Raw genomic sequence first — 22,004 nt, 5'->3', positions numbered from 1 at the left:
GCTACTTACTACAACTGGAAGAGGCAACTTGCAGAACAGGGAGAGGAGCACTTTGGGAAACGCGTTCGTTCCCAGCAAATCCGCCAGCTCCAGCAGTTGGAGAAGGAGAATCGGCAACTCAAGGAACTTGTGGCCGAAAAGGAACTACTCATCCGTGCGCTCAAAGAGGCCCGGGAAAAAAAAACCTAAGCCCGGACGACAAGCGTCATGCCATCAAGCGTTTCAATCAAGAGGGCTTGCCCCTCAAATTAGCTTTGGATGCTTTTGCCATGACGCGCCATCAGTATTACCATCGCCCTTGCAGTGAAACTGAAGGCCACGTTCGTTCGGGCGCTCCTGCTTCCACCCACACGTCTTACTACGATGGTGAGGGACAGATTCATCAGCGGCCAAATTCCGAGATCGTCACCAAGATCAAAACGATCCAAGAGGACGACGATCTGCGTTGCGGATACAAGCGGATGACGGCTCAATTACAACTCGAAGGTTACCGCATCAACGCCAAGAAAGTGTACCGTTTGATGAAGGACTATGATCAGTTACTGGAGCGTCGACGAAGTGAACGAGGCCCTTACGTCAGTCAGCGTTGCGCCCGTCCGGATCGCCCGTTGACATTGCTGGAAATGGACATCAAGATGTTCTGGGTAGAGGAGTATCGTCGCCATGCCTTTGTGTTGACGATCATCGACACATTCACCCGCGTAGCCCTTGCCTACGAAGTAGGGTACTCGATGAAGTGGGCGACGGTGGCCAAGGCTTGGGAGGAAGTCATTATCAATCACCTACAGCCGGCAGATCTACTAAGTAAGGACATCCACGTGGAAGTACGCAGCGATAATGGCCCGCAGTTCTTAGCCACCCGACTGCGGGAGTTCATGGCCGACAACCATCTCGGTCAGGTATTTACCCATCCGTACACACCACAAGAAAACGGCCATGTCGAAAGCTTTCACTCGATTATCTCACAGGCTCTAAAGTATGATCGCTTTGCGACCCTCGAACAGCTGGAGCAGCGCCTGGTGCTGTTCTACGAAAACTATAACAATAGCCGGGTAAACTCCGCCACGGCGATGCTCCCACCACAGGTGTTTTGGCAAGCTTACGAGGCGGGCCTGGTCACGAGTCGGAAGGGGAAACGTGAAAAGCTGATCTTCGGCTTGAAGATACCGCGCTATCTGATCAAGAACGAGCTAGGGCTGATTAGTAGCGAAGCCGGGGATACGCACTGTAAACAGGAAACGGAAGGGCGAAGCAAGCCGAAGGCAGAAGCCCCTAAACAGCAAAAAATGGTCCCGCTCTGAGGGGCAAAAACCAAAATTTATTACCTTTACCGACCAACTTTCAACGGAACTGTAGAAAAGTCCGATTAATAGGGGGGCAAACCAGGGGCAAAAACCAAAATTTATTACCTTTACCAACCAACTTTCAACGGAACTGTAGAAAAGTCCGATTAATAGGGGGGCAAACCACCAGCAAAGACAGTATTGGCTTTGATCGCACGCCAACGGGTAACGACGCCCTCAGCCAGTACCCTCCGGCGTTCGCTCAACGGTTTGCTGATCCCAAAACCTGCCCTCCCGAATTTTTACTCTGGTTCCATCGCTTGCCTTGGGAGTTTACTTTGGCCAATGGCAACAGCCTGTGGCGGGAACTCGGGGCTCGCTACCAAACAGGCGTAGACCAAGTAAAGGAAATGCAAACGAAGTGGCATGATTTGGAAGATTATATTGACACCGAACGCTTTCAACACGTCAGCCAGCACTCTTCTATTCAACACAAAGAAGCAGAATGGTGGCGAAATGCTTGTCTTGCTTATTTCAGTTCAGTTGCTAATAAACCAATACCCGCTGGCATCCCTACCCCACCCCACCCCACCCCACAGTTTAAAGTATTATCAAGATCAAATATATCCTTATGCTCCAGGGATCAAGCCGCAGTGGTAAATGTGATTGACTTCCGTCCTGAAACTTTAGGATTTGTTCTCCCTTCAGATTTATTAGGGCGCGAACCGAGCCTAAGCAAACTTCCGGACAGCAGGAATTGTACGAAAATATTCTGACGCAATACTCTTAAACCAGGTCAGGTTACAAGATTCAGAGCAGGGGTTGCCGGCCGTATTTATGGCTGGCACCCCCTTTTTTATTGTGCTTCATACGGGCGCGGCCGCAGGTGCAAAGGAGAGTCTTAGGAACGCGAATGTCACTTTGCTTTGTTCACGTTCCTTATGCGTCGTTACAACATTTTTACGCTTCCTCACTCGGTAAATGTCCGAAATGAGCCTTGTAACACTTGGCAAAGTAAGAGCCTGAAGAAAAGCCCACCAAAAAGACGATCTCACTGATGCTGTGTCGCCCCTCGAGAATAAGCTTCTGGGCGCGTACCAGGCGTGTCTGTCGGATAAACTGGTTAGCCGTAAGTTTGGTGAGGGTCTTAATCCGGCGATATAACTGACTTCTGCTTAAGTGAGCAACCGCCGCTAAAGTATCGACACTCAGGTCTGATTGGCTCATATTTCTTTCTACATAATCCATCAAGAGTTGCATGAATTCACGGTCCGAAACTACGGTGGATGGTACGGCAGTGCCACGCGCCGTCGAATACTTATTGTAAAGCGTTTGCTGGCTTTTCAGGAGGCGGCCAATCTGGAGCCTCAGCAAGTTAATGTCGAAGGGTTTCTGCAGATATAGATCTGCTCCGTGTTTGAGGCCGGCAACCTGGTCTTCGAAGGCTCCCTTTGCGGTAAGCATGATAACAGGGATGTGACGAAGTTGCTCGTCGGCTCGGAGCTGTTCGCAGAAGGTAAAGCCATCCATTCCAGGCATGATTACGTCGGTGACGATGAGATCTGGGAGGTATTGGCGGGCAAGTTTCAGGCCCTCAGAACCTTCTCTGGCAGTGCGCACTCGGAAATAAGACCGTAGTTCGTTACCGATGTAGTCGCGCAACTCGGCATTGTCGTCAATGAAAAGAATGGTAGCACTGGAGGCCGCTACGGGAGCCACTTCGGTGGAGATTGACGACGTAATGACGGGATCAATAATCATACTACTATCGCTTGTCCGAATTTCTTCTGGTAAAAAATGGGCCTTTTCAAGAGAGAAGAAGAGGCTAAAAACGGTGCCTTCACCAAGTTCACTGGTTACTTCAATGCGCCCGCGGTGCATCTCCATAAAATTTTTCACTACCTCGAGGCCGATACCCGTACTGCCAATGTAGGATTTATTGTGGTTTTCTATCTGGTAGAAGCGCTCGAAGATGCGGGTAATCTCCTCCGGAGCGATGCCCGGTCCTGAATCCTCGATCGAAATGCACAGGGCAGAACCTGGAACGGAAGCAGAAGGGAGTTCCTTGTCCTCTACGTAGTCTAGCTTAAGGCTGATCGAACCGTAATCGGGGGTGAATTTATAAGCATTAGAAAGAAGGTTAAAGATAATTTTTTCGAACATTCCCGGATCTATCCAGGCCGGATAGTTGCCTTCTTCGGCAGTCAGGGTGAAATTTATGTTTCTACGGTCGTTTTCCGCAGCAAAATATTTAGTTACACTTTCTACTAAGGGTAAGGTATCGGTATCAATAACTTGAATACGAAGTTTGTTAAAACTGAGCTTGCGAAAATCCAGTAACTCATTAATGAGCCGTGATAGCCGGGTTGCGTTGAGTTGGGCCGTACGAAGTTTTTCCAAGAAAGGCGTAGTAAGCGAACTGTGTGCAATAACGTCCTGTAAAGGATTAAGAATCAGGGTGAGGGGCGTCCGAAATTCATGAGAAATAGTAGTAAAAAACTGAATTTTGCTCTGGTTAAGCCTTTCTCTTTGCTGGTTACTTTCCCGCTCGATGGCTACTTCCTGCCTTTCACGAATCCTGATTTTCAACAGTACATAAAATAGATAAAGGCCTGCCAGGAAGAGTACTACGTATGAGGTATAGGCGATCCTGCTTCTGTACCAGGGAGGTAATACCAGGATACTTAGTTCAACCGAATCCTCGGTCCAGAGGCCATCATTGTTTGCCGCCTTTAGCCGAAAGGTGTAACGGCCTTCCTTCAGCGAAGAATAGGTGGCCGTACGGAGATTGCCCACGTACTTCCACTCCGTTTCCAGCCCTTCGAGGTAATAAGCAAACTGAATTCTTTCCGGTCGCGTAAAATTGAGGCCAGTGTAGCCGATGGTAAACACGGATTGATCGTGACTCAGAACTAACTCGGAGAGCCGCGACAGAGGCTGATCCAACGGAGCTCCGAGTGCTCCCGGCACTACTTTTTTATTAAACAATTGTAAGTCAGTTAAGTACACCCTCACCGGCTCCTCGTTCATTTGCAGTTGCCGGGGGTCGAGGTAATCGATTCCCAGCTGATTTCCGAAATAGAGGACGCCGTCAGCTCCGGCCAGGATGGCCCCATAGTTGAAATCGTTGTAAAGAAGTCCATCCGCCCGAGAAAAATTAGTAGCGTCGCCGGTAATCGGATCGAGACGGGAAATACCCTGTTTGCCGCTTACCCAAATATTGTTCAACGGTCCCTTTACAATTCCGCAGACGGTTTGTTGGGCGAGTCCCTCAGTTATGCCATATCTGGTAAAAGAATCGTTACTTTCCTGATATCGAAATAAGCCTGCTCCATCGGTACCGACCCAGATGTTCTCTTCATCGTCCTCATACAGAGAGAGTACGTGACTAAAGCTGGGGTGGAAGTTATTCGCTACGCCCCTTTCCTCGTAGCTGATTACTTCGTTGGCTTGCCCTTGCTTCGTAGAGAGCCTATAAAGGCCACTGGTGGAGCCGATCCACAAACGATCCTGGCGGTCTACCAGTAGCGAGCGTATGTCTTTCATAGGCACACCATATCCTCTAAGCTGGTCCGAAGTCTGGTGCGTAAACTCCCCCGTAGCGGGTGAATATGCGTACAGTCCGGCCCCAAAGGTTCCGATCCAGAGGGTACCCGAGCCATCCTCAGCGAAACTGAGGATGCGGTTAGACTTTAGCTGGCCATTGGTGCTTTCGACCGTAAACTGGCTGAATTTTTTTTCACCGTTCCGTAATAGGAATACCCCCCCACCCCAGGTGCCTACCCATAGATTTTCATTGTGGTCGAGGAAAACGGCCTGTACTGCGAGGTTGGTCAGACCGGTGTACCCGTTTTCTTTTGTCAGATGCACAAAGCGACCTTCGTCGACGAAGTACTTATCTACGCCACCGCCGTCCGAACCGATCCAAATCACCTTGTCGGCACCGGCAATAAGGGCGTTAACGGAATTGGCTGCAGGGGTATTTTCATTTTCGGGTGAATAGCTGAAGCTGTCAAACTTATTGGCATGAGGATCCCAAAGCCCGATGCCTTTATTGTAATAACCCAACCAGAGGCGACCGCCGTCGTCGGTCAATAATGACCAGATGGAGTTGGACTCTACAGTTTTACCGGGGTAGCGACTCGTTTTAAAACCCCTCACCTTTTCTCCGGGCTCGAAAAGCAGAAGGCCGTCATTCTCTGTAGCGCAAAGCAACTCTCCTCGCTTAGTCCATGCAAGGTCCATGATTCGCTTATCCGTGATCGCGTAACGCATAGCGTTCTTCCAGTTACGGTCCGTTTTGCTGCGGTCAACAGACAGTAGTCCCTTAAAGTTGGTGCCGATCCAAAGCCTGTCGGCAGCATCAATTAGTAAAGACTTAATCGGATCATCGGCATACGCAAAAACCTCATTTATTGCGGGCGGAGTTAAACGTTTAGTTGAATAATCATACTGTCGTAAACCCGCTTCGGTAGCGGCGTAGACCCTTCCGGTACGGTCTATGACCAGGTCATTCACCATAGGGTTACCGGTCACAACCTGATCCGTAAGCTTAAAGGTTGTCGGGGAAGCTAGTTGCTCGGCCCCAATATGGACTACACCGTAGCCCGCCGTCCCGAGTAGGAGGTTGCCATTGCTATCCTCAATTAAGACCGTCACCCCCCCTAATTCTATGCTAACTCCGCTTGGGCTTAAAAAACTTACCCGACGAAATACGCCAGCATTTTCATCAAAGTAGTTAAGCCCCTCTTCCGTCCCTACCCACAGCTGTCCTTGACTATCTTTAAGAATGGACAGGACAAAATCACTATTCAGCGAGTGCTCATTTTGCCATTCGAAGTTGAATCCTTCATAGGCAATACCATCGAAGCGATAAATCCCAGCACCGTATGTGCCAATCCAGAGAAACCCTTCGTCGTCAAAAGAGAAATCCACGACCGGCCGGTTGGGAAAAGACTCCTCAAAAGCTCGAAAATGTAAGATTGAGTCTTCCTGGCCAGTAACACTTACGAGTGAGAAAGAGGAGAGAACAAGCAGTAAGCAGTAGGATATGTGTTTCTTCATCCGTAGTAGAAGTACCAGTGAATAACAAACATAGGTCACATAGTACGACAAAACAAGCATTAGCCCACTAATGCTTCAAAGTTTGCATTCGTTGAGTCAATCGTGTTAGCTCCATGAAAATGGCCGAGATTACTTACGGGAAGATGGTAGTATCGAGACGCTGCTTCCGTATGGTGGATAATCCTCCGATTAATTTAAGCGTATGAAAACAGGTGAGTAAGCGTTCGTGGCGACTAGGGCAAAAGCATCAAAACGTATCTTGGCCTATTTCCTGAAGAAGAACGCGTACTACTGCCGAATCCAGACCGTTGGCCCCGATTGGCTCAGGTACCCCGAACCAAGATACTCCTCCACCCGCCGGAAGCTTCCGCCGGGCAGCATAACGGTACCGTCATCCTTTGCTACTCCAACCTTAAACGGCACCTGCGGCCGCGCCAAAACCAGCCCGCCGTGATTCTGCGCCGCTACGATCAGGGGACCCTCCGACCCCCTGGCGACCACCAGGGCGCGGCCTTCGCCCGGTACGAACAGTCCGCTCCCGGCGGACGTCACGCTGCGGAAGCCCCCATTTCCGTCGCCGAGTAAAACCAGGCCGTTGCCGGCGTCCAGGAATCCCTGTCCGGTTTCACCGCCGAAGTCGTTACCGATCAGTACCACATCGAGGAAGTCATCGTCGTTGAGGTCCATGGGCAACATCCCGAAGACCGGGAAGGCCTGCGCACGCGCGGGCAGCGCATGAAAAACGAAACCCTCCGGCGTATTTTCCAGGTAGACGGAACTGAAGTAATCCGCCCGGAACTGATACTGTTCTCCACCTTCTTTGCGGAACTCAGCAGCCTCAGCTACCGCGTAGGCTCCGTGACTACCATAAAGCCCCTTGATCTTTGACACCTGTTTGGAAAAATCGGTGCGGTTGAAGAACGGGAAAGACCTGCTGACTCCTTCTTCGTCGGGGAAGTGGGCGAAGGGTACGAAATCGAGCTGGCCGTTGTCGTCGAAATCATAGAGAGAAGCGGTCAGCGGTGCTTCAGCGGTCGGTTGCAGTATGCTGTTGTGGCCAAAGTTGCCGGCAAGGTAATCCGTATCGCCGTCGTTGTCGAAATCACCGGCGGCCAGGCTGTTCCACCAGCCGTTACGGACGCCCGCACCGAAGATGTCCCGCTGTTCCACCCAACCTTTTTCGGTGTTCCTCAGCAAACGCAGGGGAGCCCACTCGCCGGCCAGGAGAAGATCCGGCCGACCGTCGTTGTCATAATCGGTAAACAGGGCGTCGCAAACGTTTTTTACTCCCTCCAGTGCCGGTACCGCTTCGCGGACGAAGCGGATTTTTCCGCCCCGGGATTCATTTCTGAGCAGGCAGCTTTCCACCGGTTTCGGGTAGTTGTGCGGCAGCAGGCGGTTGCCCACGAAGAGGTCCAGGTCGCCATCGAGGTCGTAGTCGGCGGCCCGCACGGTCGATCCCGAGGCCAGTGGTAAGTCCGCAAGCGCATCGGCGACCTCCGTGAACCGCCCGTCGTCGTTGCGGTAAAACCGGTCGCGGAAATCACCGGTTTCCAGCGGTAGCTCGTAACTGCCGCTGACGACGTAAAGGTCATCGTCCCCATCGCCGTCGGCGTCGAAGAAGAGACTGCCGAGCTCCTCCCGATTATTGTCGATCACCCCGTTGAACAGGCTGTCGATGCGCACGAATCCCTTACCGGTACCCTGAAGAAAGACGCCCGGTTTGTCGAAGCTGCCGCTCACGTACAGGTCGTCAATGCCGTCGTTATTCCAGTCGGTTACCGCCAGGGCGGGACCCTGCTGGCTGAGTTTGCGCAGGAGCATTGGCTGTACGTTGAAGTCGACAAAGTCACGTTCCTCGTGGGTGAAGTCGGGGCTGGGCAGGGGCGTAAGCAAATTCGCTACGGACGGCTCGTCACGAGAAAGGACGCGGGTACCAGCCCCGGGATTCAGGACAACCGTTTCCCCCGGTAAGAAGGGGCCGTAGGATTTAATTTTGCCGTCGTTCCAGAGTACCTCCACGGTCGCTTCACCCTTCACGCCAGCGATGATGTCCCGCCCATGGCTGCTCAGGTAGCCCCGGTGTTGGTGCCAGTAGAAGGTTTGGGTTCCGCTGGAGGATTTCACCGTCACTTCGCTTCCCCAGAAGGCTACCGAAGGGGTGTCCTTTTCAACGCTTAGCCGCAGAAAGCCTGGGTCTTCCGCGCGTCCGCTGACTGCATTGTTGCGGTAGAGGTGAGCGGGGTCATTGATGTTGTTGACTACGTAGTCCAGGTCCCCGTCTCCGTCAAGGTCGGCGTAGGCCGCCCCGTTGCTGAAGCTGGTAACGTCGATGCCCCAGGCCTTACTTACTTCTTCGTAGATCGGAATACCGTCGGTGATTTCTTTGGCCCGGAAGGCCACGTTAGGGATTTTTACCGAGGGAATCTTAGGCAACATGTCCTGCATCGAAAAGAAGCGGCTGTTGGCGGCGTTGTAATCGCCGAAATCGTGGTCGGTAATGTCGCGCGGGAAACCGTTGGTGACGATCACGTCCTTCATGCCGTCGAGATCGAAATCCGCCACCAGTGGTGTCCAGCTCCAGTCGGTGGCGGGCAGGCCGCTTTGCATCGCTACTTCAGCGTAGAGGGGCAGACCAGTCAGCGAATCCGTCCGTTGGCCCTGGCTGATTTGCAGGGTGTTACGGGTGAACTGAGGTTGGTAGCCGAAGCGTTTGAGGTTGAGCAGGTAAGTGTAGTTGTTGGCCCCCAGCATCATTTTGCGGCGCAGGTTATCGGCCGGCAGCATGTCCAGGGCGAGGATGTCGGGCAGGCCGTCGTTGTTCAGGTCGGCTACGTCGTTGCCCATGGCGCTGTAGCTGGTGTGCTTCACCAGTTGGAAAGCGATGTCTTTGAAGTAGCGCCCGCCGTTTTCGCCGGCCACGTTGAGGTAAGCCAGGTCGTTGCTCAGGTAATCGTTGGTAACGTAGAGGTCGGGCCAGCCGTCCCGGTTCAGGTCGCACACCGTTACTCCCAGGCCGAAGCCCTGGAAGAGAATACCCATTTCCTTGCCTACTTCGGTGAAGAAGATGCGGTCGCCGTCCCGGTCCTGACGGTAGAGTTTATCGGTCCGCCGGCCGGTACCATCCTGTACCTTGCGGCTGAAGGAGTTGGGGGATTTACTGTCCACCATTTCGTTGACGAGCAGGAAGAGGTCGAGGTCCCCGTCTTGGTCGTAGTCCAGCCAGGCGGACTGGGTGGTGTGGCTGGTGTCGGCAATGCCCATTTCCTCCGCCACGTCTTTAAAAATCGGCGTACCGTCCGCATTATTGCCCTGGTTAAGGTAGAGTTGGTTGGCACGGCTGCCCTTGAGCGTTGAACAAACGTAAATATCTTCCCGTCCGTCATTGTTTACGTCAACGACGGCGACGCCGTTATTCCAGCGGTCTCCTCCACCGATACCGGCAACTTCACTTACGTTGGTGAAGTAAAAATCACCCTGATTTAGGTACAGCTCGTTGGGGGATTCACTTCCGCTGAAGAAGAGGTCGGGGCGGCCGTCCAGGTTGAAATCCCCGATGCCGACTCCTCCGCCATTGTAGATGTACTCGTTGGTCAGGATGTTGAAGCTGTCGCTCTCACCGGTGGTATTGATGAAAGTAACGCCGGTTCGGTCGGCATCCAGGCGGGTGAAGACGGTTGGTGCGTCGCCGCAGGCGGTAAAGAATAAAGTAGTAAGGACAAGAAAAGTAAATCGCATCGGAGTCGGAAGTGAATCTGTTTAGGGAAAGGTCTTTACCCGGGAGTTATTTAGTTGGCTTTGTGTTGACTTTAAAGGTCCGGAGCAGCTCATTATTAACCCCTACTAAAAGCACTTTATCGCCATTGGTCAGGTCCATGAATTTAGCGTCCCGCACGTTACCGGGGATGGAAACCCCGGCTTCCGCGTTGTTTACGTACGTCCAATTCCGGTCTCCGGCGTTGAGCAGGAGGGTGCCGCGTCCGGCGTCCATGCGCCCGACCTGCGGTGTGGTTTCGGTTACGTTGCCTCCAAGCCAGAGGTCCGGTCGCCCGTCTCCGTTCACGTCACCAATGGCGGTAGTGAACTGGGGGGTTAGTTGTGCCTGCCAGGGGAGAGGCGCCATGTTGACCTTGCCGATGCCGTCGTTCCAGATCACGCTGCTGCGAAGTTCATTCGTTCGCCATTCCAGTGCTCCGGCGCGTTCCTCTTCGGTGAAGAGTGTTTCGTAAGTAGCCCGGGCATAATCTGAATACTTCAGCGTTTTCTTCTTTAGGTGGGGTAGTTGCGCCTGGATGCTGGATTTTGTCGCCCAGGGATAAGGGCGGTCTTCGCGCGGTGGGTACCACTCAATCAGGGGCTCTACTTTTTTATTGTTGTCGAAGTCCTTCAGGAACATCCGCATCGGCCGTTCTTTGCTGGCGCGAAATTTAGAATTCAGTCCCCAGTTGGTAAGCACCAGGTCGTCCTTACCGTCTCCGTCCAGGTCTTCCGCTTCGATGCTGGACCACCAGCCGTAGGAATTGGGTACCTCGAAGGTCTCCGAAACCTCGCCGTTGCCCAGCGAAAACATTATAACTACCGGCATCCAGTCGCCCACCATCACCAGGTCCGGGCGGGTATCATTGTTCATGTCCGCCCATACGGCGTCGGTCACCATTCCCCGGTTCGTTATCCCCTTCGGGGTCATGTTGACCCAGCTCCCTTTTTCCCTTACGAAGAAAAATGACTGGGGCACCATGCCATAGTTCCCCGGGATTGCCCGCCCGCCGATGAAAACGTCCATATCACCATCAAAATCAAAGTCAGCGGGAACAATACAGCTGATTTCTCCGCCGGCGCGCGGCGCGTGGTTTGAGTTGAAGACCAACACCCCGTCAATGTTCTCGTAATAACGTATTTGATAAGCACTAAATCCACGTTCAAAATCATTTCCGCCGGAGCCGAGCATTAAGTCGTTGTCTCCATCTCCGTCAGCATCAAACAGGGCTCCGGCGCTGGTTTCGTACTTTGCCGTCAATTCCAGTGAGCTGTTTTCGGTAAAGACGAAGGTGCCGTCGGCTGCTTGTAAATACAGCTTATCCGGATAGCCTAACCCACCCAACATGATGAAGTCTTCCCGGCCGTCCCCGTTCACGTCTCCTTTGATGATTTTCGGGCTGGGGTCGGAAAGCTTGCGAAGCAGCAGTCCTTCCACGTTAAAATCGTTGAATGGCGGTTCTATATGACGGGCGGGCTCGTTAAGTAGGCTTTCAGACGCTACCATTAATGGCGGTTTTTCGGGCGCGGCCGCGGGTGCAATGGAAGTTGAACGGCCGTACTCAACGGTGAGCACTGAGTTTACCTCCGGAGCTTCGACTACGCTTACTTGACCGTCCGGCCAGGTAACACTCAGTTTTATAGCCTTGGCGGTTTCTCCCAGTCCAAAGTTGAGCCGGTCCCCCACGCTACTGAGGAAACCACGGCTGGTATATTGCTCCAGCGTTTGTGTTCCCGCAGTGGTTTCCAGTACCAGCCTGGCACCAATGCCCTGTGCGTTTTTCTCCGGGCCCTTTAACTCCACGCCGACGAAATTTACTCCCCGCTCGCTACTCAGGTTGCGGTACAGGAGCGCGGGTTGGTTGACGTTGTTGACGACCAGCTCCATGTCGCCGTCTCCGTCCAGGTCGCCGTAGGCCGAACCGTTTGAGTAAGACGGGACACCCAGGCCCAGCTCGGCGGCTGCGTCTTCAAAGACCATGTTGCCCTTGTTCAGGAAGGCGTAATTAGCTTGCTTATTGTTGGGGAGCAGCGCCACGAAGTCGCGCCAGTCGTATCCACCCTTTTGAACGACCATGTCTTTGACTTTCTCCTTGTCGGCGATGAAGTCGGTGAAATCGAGCCACATGATGTCCCGGTAAATACCGTTGGCCACGAAAATGTCCTTCAGCCCGTCGTTGTTCAGGTCGAACAGGAGGGCCCCCCAGCTCCAGTCGGTCGCGTTCACCCCGCTGTAGGGAGCTACTTCGCGGAAGTTGCCCGTGCCGTCGTTAAGCTGCAGGCAGTTTTGTAACAACTGGTAGTGAAAGGACGAACGGAATTTGATGTCATCGGCGTTGTAGGTATTAAAGAGCGTCGCGGCCTGAAGGCGGTAGTTGTCCCCCGGTAACATATCGGTGCTGAAGACCTCAGGTGCTCCGTCGTTGTTCAGGTCGGCGATGTCAGAGCCCATGGACGCAGTTGAAATATGGTCCATCCGGCCGGGAAGTTCTTCAGAGAAGGTACCGTCCCCTTGGTTAATGTACAGGTAATCACGTTCCCAAAAGTCGTTGGAGACGTAGATGTCCGTCCAGCCGTCGCCGTTGACGTCTCCGAGTCCGCAGCCCAGCCCGAACCCGATGCGGGAACTGTAGATTCCGGCGGCCTCGGAGACATCAATGAAGGTGCCACCGTCGTTACGGAGGAGTTTGTCTCCCCCGTCTTCATCGCGGATCGTTCGCAGCTGTTTGTTAGGGTTGATACCGTCCGGGGCCAGGTAAGAGTTGTTGAGCAGGTAGACGTCCAGGTCGCCGTCCTTGTCATAATCGAACCAAGCGGCCTGGGTGGAGAATCCTTCGTCAGCAAGGTTGAATTTTGCCGCCTCATCCGTAAAGGTTGGATTTCCGTCCGCGTCTGCACCCTTATTGATGAAGAGTTCGTTTGAGCGTTTTCCACCGCCGGGATCTCCGGAGTTACAGACGTAAATATCCATCAGGCCGTCGGCGTTTACGTCAACGATCGTTGCTCCGGTAGACCACGACATTGCACCTGCGGCCCCGCCCGCATCCTTCAATTCAGTAAATTTCAGATCACCCTGGTTCAGGTAGAGCCGATTAGGACCCTGGTTGGCGGTAAAGTACAAGTCATCTCTTCCGTCGCCGTTCACGTCCCCGATCGCGACGCCACCACCGTTATAAAAATTTCGGTAAGATAGCACGTTGAATTCTTCACCGTCCTCAACGGAGTTCACGAAGTCCAGCCCAGACTCCGTAGCCGTCAAAGTGGTGAACAGGGCATCCGCCGGGGCTTCGTATTCACCGGATTGGGAGCCGCCTCCGGAGCAGGCGCCAAGGAGAAGGATGAAGCCGGTCAGAAAAGTGGGACCAAAAACGGGAAAGCGATAATCTGTAAACATCAGTGAAAATTTGACCTTGGATAATAAAGATAATGGAAGCGGAATTCGTCCGGTTTGTTTCGAAAATGCAGATCACGATTACGATGGAAAACGTTAGGAATGTCAGCGCGTTAGGTTTTCTAGTTTAAAATAAAGCGGCTGGCGAATAGCCGACTTTTGGTTAAAGCTTTTGGTGTCGGGTAAGTAGCCGGAAAAATTCCCTAGTAGTAAGTCGGTGTCACCGTCTCCGTCCACGTCGCCACTCGTCATAACCAGGTAATGTTGATCGGGCTCCTTTAGGAAACCGGTCGGATTAAACTTCAGCCTGGCGGTTTGTTCCAGATAGATGAAACTGGCGAAACGGCGGCGGTCCGGCGGCACGAAATAGGCGATAACGGCGATATCGTTGTCCCCGTCGAGGTCAAAATCCGCCACTTCCACGTCGTACGCTCCGTCAATGGACATGAACCAAATTTCGGAGAAATTACCCGAGCCGTCGTTATCAAAAATTCTGACGCCGTGGTAAGCTTTAGGGACGGGACGGTAATCAAAGTTATCCCCGTTGGTATAAACGATGTCCGGGTCGCCGTCACTATCAAAATCGACGATTTCAATGTCAGAAGATCCGTAGCTCGGCGGAAAACGTAAAATCCGTTTGCGTTCGGGGCCTGCGGGACGGGCGTAGTAAACTTCCACGCGTTCATCTCCCTGGGCGAAAAGAACGACGAGATCGTCGTGGCCGTCGGAATCAAGGTCGGCTACCCGCAGGCGAATGGCGCCGGGGGTTTGCGCAAGGATGCGCGGGTCTGTTTTTGTTACGGGCAAGCCTTCCTCCGTCAGTTCGTAGCGGGATACTTTTCCTACCCTGTTACCGTATTCGGCAATGATTAGTTCCTCCTTGCCGTCCAGGTCCAGGTCGACCCGTATCATTTGAACCGGCCGGGCAAGACCGGTGAGAAAGGTTGTATCGGCCCTTTCCGCAACCCGGCTGGCTAAAGAAAGCTCTCCGCGTGGGTCGTCGGACGGGCTAAGACTACCCATGTTGAGGAGGAAGTTGTTACGATTGTCCCAATCGGAAGGCGTGGAGTTGGTTGTCCACCTTACGGCGGGAATCCCGGAAGCACTAAACTTTATCAAACTTCCTCCCGAAGTGGCTTTTCCACCAACGATTAAGCTCCGATCATCTGGGTTGAACTTTATCATTGTAGTAAAGGCCCGTTGGTCATGCCTACTCGTGTCGAAGATTTCAAGCTTTTTAAAACGATCCATTGGCATGATCTGAGGGACGACTTTTTCTGGTTCGAGATTGGTTGCGGCGAAGTCCAGGTAGAATTTCTGTATACCTTCCCAATCACTGCTATCCAGGCTAATTTCAGTAGGATAGAGGTTCATAAGGTGTTTTTGCTCTTGTTCGTTTCCGAGATAATATTCGCGACCATGCTGACCGTAATGCCCGAAGTAGGCGCCCATTTTAGGCAGGATTTCGTTTGCCCATAATTCTCTGGTGAGGAGCTCCGGTTCCGGAAAGGCATGGCAATTGGCGCAGTAATTGAGAGCGAGTTGCTTTCCGGCCGTGTACGCGGGGTCTTCGGTTGCGCAGGAACAGAATATAGCCAATAACAGGTAAACGAAGAATGCGGACCAAGCTTTGTTCATACTATTTGGGGTAATTTTTTTTAAAACCACAAGCCCCCGAACGGAGTTCCATCGGGGGCTTGTGGTAATTACCGGAGGTGGCGCGGCGGAATTATCGCAACTGTAAGAGCTTCTTAAACAAGCCCTAAAATCCTGCCGGGACTTTTCGGTACTGATCTTGGCAATTCTCCACCACGACCAGTTTTTGGATTGAAAAGTTCCCGGCAAGAAATCAAATTAGTAACCGGGGTTCTGCTGCAATGTCGGGACGCCATCAATTTGGCTGAGCAAAATCGCCTGGGTAGGAATAGGATAGCGGGTATGCTTATCCTCTACGTTGTTGTGGGCTTGCATATACTGGCGACGCTGCTGTTCACGGTCTAGGTAAGCATTCATGGTCGACTTGTAATAGTCGGTACCGTAGCGAACAAGATCAAACCACCGGTGTCCTTCGAGCGCAAGCTCAAGTCGGCGTTCCAGGCGAACTGCCTCGCGTGCCGCATTGGCGTCAGTCCAGGGGGTATCGTAAGTAGATACCACATAGTTGGCGTTGGTACTTTCATCGTCCAGTGGGACGGGGGTGGCTCCTACGCCCTGGGCACAGTTGCCGGCACGTTCGCGAATCTGGTTAACCTTAGCGCGGGCAGCTTCCAGGTTGCCGTTCTCCACATCGATTTCAGCCTGCATCAACAGAACGTCTGCGTAACGGATGATCGGTACGTTGATGGGGTTGAGGTGAGCGGGGTTCCAGCTAACGGTGTTACCCTCTCCCGGAGCATAGGTGAACTTCTTTGCGCTGTACTCACCGGCCCAGGAGCGGTCACGAATCCATGTGGGGTTGTGCTCACCGTGACCGAGGTAGTCGATTCCGTCGCGTCCAATGGTCCAGTCGATCCGTGGATCAACCGGTTCGTCAACACCTGGGTTTTCGTCACTGGAGTTATCCAGTGCCGGCAGTCCGTCTTCCGTGGTACGGTAGGCGTTTACGAGGTTCTGTGAAGGCTGGTGGAAACCACAGCAGCCAAAGGGAGAACCTGCGTGCGGGAAGGCGAGACGGTCGGAGAAGTTGCCATTCTGTACGTCCGGTACTCCGTCACCGACGGAAGCCTGGATAGAGAAAATCATTTCCGGTCCGTTTTCACCATCAAAGCTAAACATGTCGTGAAAACAAGGATTCAAGCTGTAACCCGTCACTTTGTTAAGAGCAGCGGCGGCGTTGGTGAAGTCACGGTTGAGCATGTAGAGGCGACCAAGCATTGCGTTAGCCGCACCCTTAGTCGCTCGGCCCAAATCAGCTTGTGAAGTGGGAAGTTTAGACTCGGCTTCAACAAAATCAGCAACAATCAGCGGGAAAATATCCTGGTCGTTGGGCTCTTTGAAATCGGTCTGGTCTTCCTCGATGAAAGGAACAGCCTTCCAAAATTTCCATGCTTCCATGTGGTAGTGGGCACGGAGGAATTTGGCTTCTCCCATCAGGCGGTCACGCACATCGTCGGCGAGATCAAGGTTTTCATTGATCAGCGCGATTGTCTCGTTTGCCCGACGGATACCGTCGTATACCGCGAGAAATTTATCGTTGAGATCGGGTTGGTTCGGCTGCCACTGATAGAGCTCGATCTGGGTAAAGGTCGGAAAGTCAGTAGGCTCGGATCCTTTGTAAGCATCATCGGTAGAGACCGAACCGAAAATCCAGTTAGAACCGGACATTCCCCAGGGATTAGACACGGCACCCCAGTCGGAGGCCCAGCCATCCAGGCGGGAGTATGCGGATACAAGGGCAAGGTTAATACCATTCTCATCCGCGAGGGACTGTGAGTTAAGCGTACCCTGAGGAGCTGTTTCGAGGAATTCCTCGCTACACGTCAAGAAGAGGGCGCTGATGCAGCAGATTGCTGCGATTTTTATAAATAATTTCATAATGATGATAGTTTATTGGTTTAAAATGAAGCACTTACCCCGAAGATAACGGAACGAACCGTAGGGTAGTTACCTATGTCGACACCCATAAACAGATCGTCCGCGACATTACCCCCGGAAGCACCGAAAGAAGAGAGATTCGGGTCGAGGCCGGAGTAGTTCGTGAACGTGATCAGGTTCTGTCCCTGAATGTAGAATCGCAGGCGGCTGAAAGTATCGCCGCCGAAGCTGGCTGGCAGGGTGTATCCAACCTGGAGTTGGTTCAGGCGAACGTAGCTTCCGTCTTCAACGTAGAAAGAGGAAGGCGCGTTGGATACGGTGTTTGCGTACAGTGCGGGAAGTTCAGCATCGGGGTTGTCCGGCGTCCACGTATCCGTAAGAAGTCGACGGTCAGCGTTGGTGTTGAATTGGCGGAAAATGGTGAACTGCTTGGTAGCGTTGAAAATATCGTTACCAAAGCTTCCGGTAAAGAAGGCCGTAAAGTCAAGGTTACCGATTTTGGCACCGATGTTGAGGCTGGCGGTAAAATCAGGGTGGGGGTTACCGATGATGGTCAGGTCGTCGTCGTTGATCTGGCCGTCGGGGCCGGTGACGTTGCCGTTTTCATCGCGACCGGCTACGTCCACGTAGCGGATTGCACCTGGGATCGCACCGGCCTGAAACGTACCCGCTGTACCGTCGTCGTTCATCGGAGCACCGGCGTTTGCGGCGCTAATCTCTGCATCACTTTGCCAAATTCCTCCGGTCTGGTAGCCGAAGAAAGAACCGATTGAGTTACCTACGCGGTTAATTTGAATCGGGGAAGCGGCAACACGGATTCCAGGACCCTGGTTGCTGAAAAATTCAGTAGTATTACCGTCAATACTGGTAATTTTATTCACATAGCGAGAGAGGTTACCCGTAATGTCAAACTTAACTTTGCCAACGTTTGGGCGCCAGTTCACGCTGAAATCAAAACCGTTGTTTTGCATGCCGGCAATGTTAACGAAGGCCGGTGGAATCAGGCCCGCAAGTTGCGGCAGGGCGGGGTTGAAAAGAAGGCCGTCAACATCCGTGGTGTAAACATCAAGCACCAGTCCCAGTTTACCGTCCAGCAACGTTAGGTCGATACCGGTGTTGAGAGTGGTTTTTTCTTCCCAGGAGGTATTAGGGTTACCAAGGCTGGTACCCGTGAGGCCGGTAACCACAGCGTTGTTGCTACCCGTGATTGCGTAGCCAGTCTGGGCGGGGCCGCCACCAAAGTTGGAAACGAAGTTGTAGTTTCTGATCCGTTCGTTACCTACGATTCCGTAACCGACGCGCAGTTTGAGGTCGGTAACGGCGGCAATATCAGCCATAAAAGGCTCAGCGGAGATCCGCCATCCAAGACTTGCGGACGGGAAGATATTGTACTTTTCGTTACCGAACTTAGAAGATCCGTCGCGGCGCACGGTGGCGCTGATGAGGTACTTGTTGTCCAGGGAGTAATCCAACTTACCGAAGGTCGAAAGCAAGGTCTCTTCGTAGCCACCGCTACCGATGTTACGGGTCGTGTAATCCGCAACGGCTCCGTTGATGTAACGAATGTTGGGGTCAAAGTTGAGGAAGCCGGAGATGTTACCATTAAGGTTACGACCACGCTGACGCTGGGCCTCGTAACCAACCAGGACGTTGAGGTTGTGGCGCTCGTTGAACGATTTATTGTAGTTCGCGGTGTTGGTCCACACCCAACCGTAATCGCGGTTGTATGAGTCGTTCAGCAGGGTGTTGGTAGAAGGCTCGGCGTTCTCAAATGTTGGGAAAGTAAAGTTTGAGCTTCCGCCTACACCATAGTTTACGCCTACGGTTGATTTTACCTTGATATTTTGAGTTACGGCAAATTCACCGTAAAAGCTGCCAATTACGTTGTCGAATTCACCGAGGTTGTTCCGGTTACGGGTCTGAAGAGCAACGGGGTTGCTACCGTTAGACAAGCCGGTACCTTTTCCACCCGCGAATGTTTCACCGTCGATGGCGTACACGGGAATGATAGGCTGCATCTTTACGATCTGCATAAGAACGCCCAGCTCGTCCTGACGGCCACCTGCGGTACCGTTGTTGGCCACGCGGGAGACGTTAAGACTTTGGCCTATTGTCAGTTTGCCGGCGGTCCACTGGCTGTTGGCCCTGATCGACATACGCTTGAAGTAACTTTCGATGAGCGTTCCCTGCTGGTTGAAGTAGTTCGCGGAAATACGGTAGGTGCCGTTGTCCGTACCACCTGAAATGGACAGGGTGTGGTCCTGAATGGGGGCGGTGCGGGTAGTTTCCTCCCACCAGTTCGTGCCCTCCTTGTTGGTGCCGAAGATGAGGTTGTTGGGGTAGCCGAAGGCTGCCTCGTTGACACTTCCATCAGCGTTGCGGCAACCCGCACAAACGAAGCTGTAGTCAGGAATTACGGGGCTGGTTCCTCCACCGTAGAAATCCAAAAGCGGGTTCTGTGAAGGGTCGTTTTCAAAGGCCTTGAAAAACATCTGTGCGTACTCTTCAGAGTCAGTAAACAGAATGTCATCCCAGCCGCGCTCGTGACCCTGAAGGCCGTAGTATGCATCGTAGGAGATTTTGGCTTTACCACTTTGACCCTTTTTAGTGGTAATGATGATTACACCGTTCAGAGCACGCGTACCGTAGATGGAAGCCGAGGAGGCGTCCTTCAGGATTTGCACGGAAGCGATGTCGTTGGGGTTGATGTTGTTCAGGAAGCTGTTGAACTGCGGAACACCATCAACTACGATCAGCGGGTTGTTGTTGGTAAAAGAGGATACTCCCCGGATTCGGATGTTCGTACCGTCACCGGCGGCTCCGGATGTCGAAATGGTTACACCAGTTGCGCGGCCTTCGAGCTGCTGGTTTACGGAAGATGCGGCTACCGAGGTGAGAGCATCGGTATCAAGCACCGCAACGGCACCGGTAATATCACCTTTACGCTGCTGGTTGTAACCGGTAACCACGATTTGCTCGAGAACGGCTACGTCGGGCTGCATGGTTACGTCAATGATGGTCTGGGAACCGACCGTGATGCGCTGGCCAATGTAACCGGTAAAGGAGTAAATGAGTACATCTTCCGGGCCAGCGTTGATCGTGTAACTACCGTCGAGATCGGAAACGGTACCCGTATTGGTGCCTTCAACCAAAACAGTAGCACCAACGAGTTCTAAACCCTCTTCGTCGGTAATTACGCCCTTAACGGTTTGGGCACTGACCCAGGCGGTGCAGAAGAGCAGCAGCATTGCCATAAGCAAACGCCCTGATCCCAAGCGACTTACCTTGGGCAGATAGTGTAGGAACACCTTCATATATTAGTGAATTGTAAGAATGTTGTTGAAAAAAATACCCCTGCATGATGGGGCAGTAGTGAATTAGCTAATCAAGGGGCGGCAATCTTCCGTCTGGCTTATGGTTAGTTATTTACCTCGCGACCAGTGGGTCGGTATTCGACCCCTTCCTTCGTCTCGATGATGATGACACCGTTGGAAGCACAGGAACCGTACACTGCGCAGCAAGGAACCCTCGGGAACGCTTAAGCTGTAAGCGCCATCAAAATTAGTTGCCGTACCACTTAGTTGTTGTGCGTTCAACTTACTGCCGGGTAGCAGCAGTAAGGTGAACAATAAGTTCGTCAGGGCCGAGAAAAGTCAGGGTGGTTGAAAAGTTGTAAGCATCCTCAAGGGGGAGTCTGGGTGTACCGAAGAACGTTCAGTACAATTTGATGATCAACAGTAGTAAGGTCACAAGACAGAAAATAAGTGGAAACCAAATAAAGCGTAGTATCCGAGAGTTCCCTATTGTTTTAAGCTTCGACCAATACATTTTGCACGTAGCTATAGCTATTCTATAAGTTCTCATAAAGATAGCTACAGGCTCAGGTTGACTTCTAACACGATTGACTCAACGAATGCGAACTTTGAAGCATTGGGTGGCTGATGCTGGTTTTGTCGCACTAAATGACCTATATTTGTTCCTCACTGGTGCTTTTACTACGCATGAAGAAACAAATGTGATACTGCTTACTGGCGTTACCGATCCTCGCACGCCTGGAGGCAACTTTAAATATCTTACCTACGCTGCTGCCAAGCGGCAGTCATGCATTCGCTCTCTCTCCCCTACCCCAACGCCACCCTTCGAAACTCCGCCAAGCGCGTATCCCGGTCAATGAGCAGGCACTCGATTCCCGCCATAGCGGCGTAGTCTTGCAGCTGTTCCGCGCTCAGGTTTTGGCTGTAGCAGGTGTGGTGGGCGCCGCCGGCGTAAATCCAGGCGGCAACGCCCGTTTCCATGTCGGGGTGGGTTTCCCAGAGGACGCGGGCGACGGGCAGCTTGGGCAAATCGGCCGCCGGCGGGTGGGCGGTGACGGTGTTGAGGACCAGTCGGAAGCGGTCGCCCATATCCACGACGGACGCATTGAGGGCAGGACCTGCGCCGCCGGTGAAGACCAATCGGCAGGGATCGGCCTTGCCACCGATGCCCAGGGGGTGGCACTCCAGGCGGGGCTTATCCGCAGCAATGCTCGGGCAGATCTCCAGCATATGGGACCCCAGCACCCGCTGGTTGCCGGGCTCGAAGTGGTAGGTATAGTCTTCCATAAAACTGTTGCCACCGGCGAGGCCTTCGCCCATCACCTTCATGGTGCGGACGAGCGCGGCCGTTTTCCAGTCGCCCTCCCCGCCGAAGCCGTAGCCCTGGGCCATCAGGCGTTGTACGGCCAGGCCGGGGAGTTGCGGCAAGCCGTGCAGGTCTTCGAAGGTATCGGTGAAGGCCGTGTAGCCGCCTTCGCGGAGGAAATCGCCGATGCCCAGTTCGTTGCGGGCGCTGACGAGCAGGTTGCCCCGGCGGTCTCCCCCCGGCTGCACGTTGGCGGCCAGGGTATACGTTTCTGCGTATTCTTCCAGAAGGGTTTTGACGCGGCTTTCGGAGACGGCGTTGATGCGTTCCACCAGGTCCCCTACCCCGTAGCCATC

The 22,004-nt window shown here is 53.0% G+C and carries 9 protein-coding genes and 1 pseudogene; 3 read left to right on the top strand and 7 right to left on the bottom strand.

All coding sequences use genetic code 11. From position 1 onward, the window contains the following. The 3 genes and pseudogenes from H9S92_RS12770 to H9S92_RS12760 form a co-directional block, all read left to right on the top strand. Positions 1-189 (top strand): annotated as a pseudogene (locus H9S92_RS12770) (hypothetical protein); the annotation flags it as partial. Between the two features lie 47 nt (positions 190-236). After that, positions 237-1,301, top strand: coding sequence for a DDE-type integrase/transposase/recombinase (locus H9S92_RS12765; RefSeq protein WP_187465330.1), 1,065 nt, complete (start codon positions 237-239; stop codon positions 1,299-1,301). Continuing rightward, positions 1,298-2,059, top strand: a complete 762-nt coding sequence (locus H9S92_RS12760) for a hypothetical protein (protein ID WP_187467100.1) — start codon at positions 1,298-1,300, stop codon at positions 2,057-2,059. The genes H9S92_RS12765 and H9S92_RS12760 overlap by 4 nt, the downstream gene beginning before the upstream one ends. Positions 2,060-2,243: 184 nt before the next feature. On the opposite strand, the gene H9S92_RS12755 is transcribed toward H9S92_RS12760, so the two are convergent. The 7 genes from H9S92_RS12755 to H9S92_RS12725 form a co-directional block, all read right to left on the bottom strand. After that, positions 2,244-6,347, bottom strand: a complete 4,104-nt coding sequence (locus tag H9S92_RS12755; RefSeq protein ID WP_187467099.1) for a hybrid sensor histidine kinase/response regulator transcription factor — start codon at positions 6,345-6,347, stop codon at positions 2,244-2,246. A 288-nt stretch (positions 6,348-6,635) separates the two neighbouring features. Beyond that, on the bottom strand, positions 6,636-10,085 hold the full coding sequence (locus H9S92_RS12750; RefSeq protein WP_187467098.1) for a VCBS repeat-containing protein: 3,450 nt from the start codon (positions 10,083-10,085) through the stop codon (positions 6,636-6,638). A 46-nt stretch (positions 10,086-10,131) separates the two neighbouring features. Next, positions 10,132-13,497 carry a VCBS repeat-containing protein gene (locus H9S92_RS12745; RefSeq protein WP_187467097.1) on the bottom strand — a complete coding sequence of 1,122 codons (3,366 nt, stop codon included), beginning with the start codon at positions 13,495-13,497 and terminating at the stop codon, positions 10,132-10,134. Between the two features lie 102 nt (positions 13,498-13,599). Beyond that, entirely contained in the window at positions 13,600-15,132 is a 1,533-nt protein-coding gene (locus tag H9S92_RS12740) for an FG-GAP repeat domain-containing protein (protein ID WP_187467096.1), read from the bottom strand. A 216-nt stretch (positions 15,133-15,348) separates the two neighbouring features. Further along, positions 15,349-17,028, bottom strand: coding sequence for a RagB/SusD family nutrient uptake outer membrane protein (locus tag H9S92_RS12735; RefSeq protein WP_187467095.1), 1,680 nt, complete (start codon positions 17,026-17,028; stop codon positions 15,349-15,351). A gap of 20 nt (positions 17,029-17,048) precedes the next feature. Then, positions 17,049-20,282: a SusC/RagA family TonB-linked outer membrane protein gene (locus H9S92_RS12730; protein ID WP_222936088.1), complete on the bottom strand. Its 3,234-nt coding sequence runs from the start codon at positions 20,280-20,282 to the stop codon at positions 17,049-17,051. Positions 20,283-21,149: 867 nt separating this feature from the next. Next, positions 21,150-22,004, bottom strand: an 855-nt coding sequence (locus H9S92_RS12725) for an L-arabinose isomerase family protein (RefSeq protein WP_454557404.1), incomplete at its 5' end; no start/stop codon positions are given.

This window comes from Neolewinella lacunae, from assembly GCF_014349155.1.
Classification (GTDB): domain Bacteria; phylum Bacteroidota; class Bacteroidia; order Chitinophagales; family Saprospiraceae; genus Neolewinella; species Neolewinella lacunae.
The sequence above is the reverse complement of the archived record's forward strand: the minus strand, read 5'-3'. Positions and strand labels throughout refer to the sequence as shown.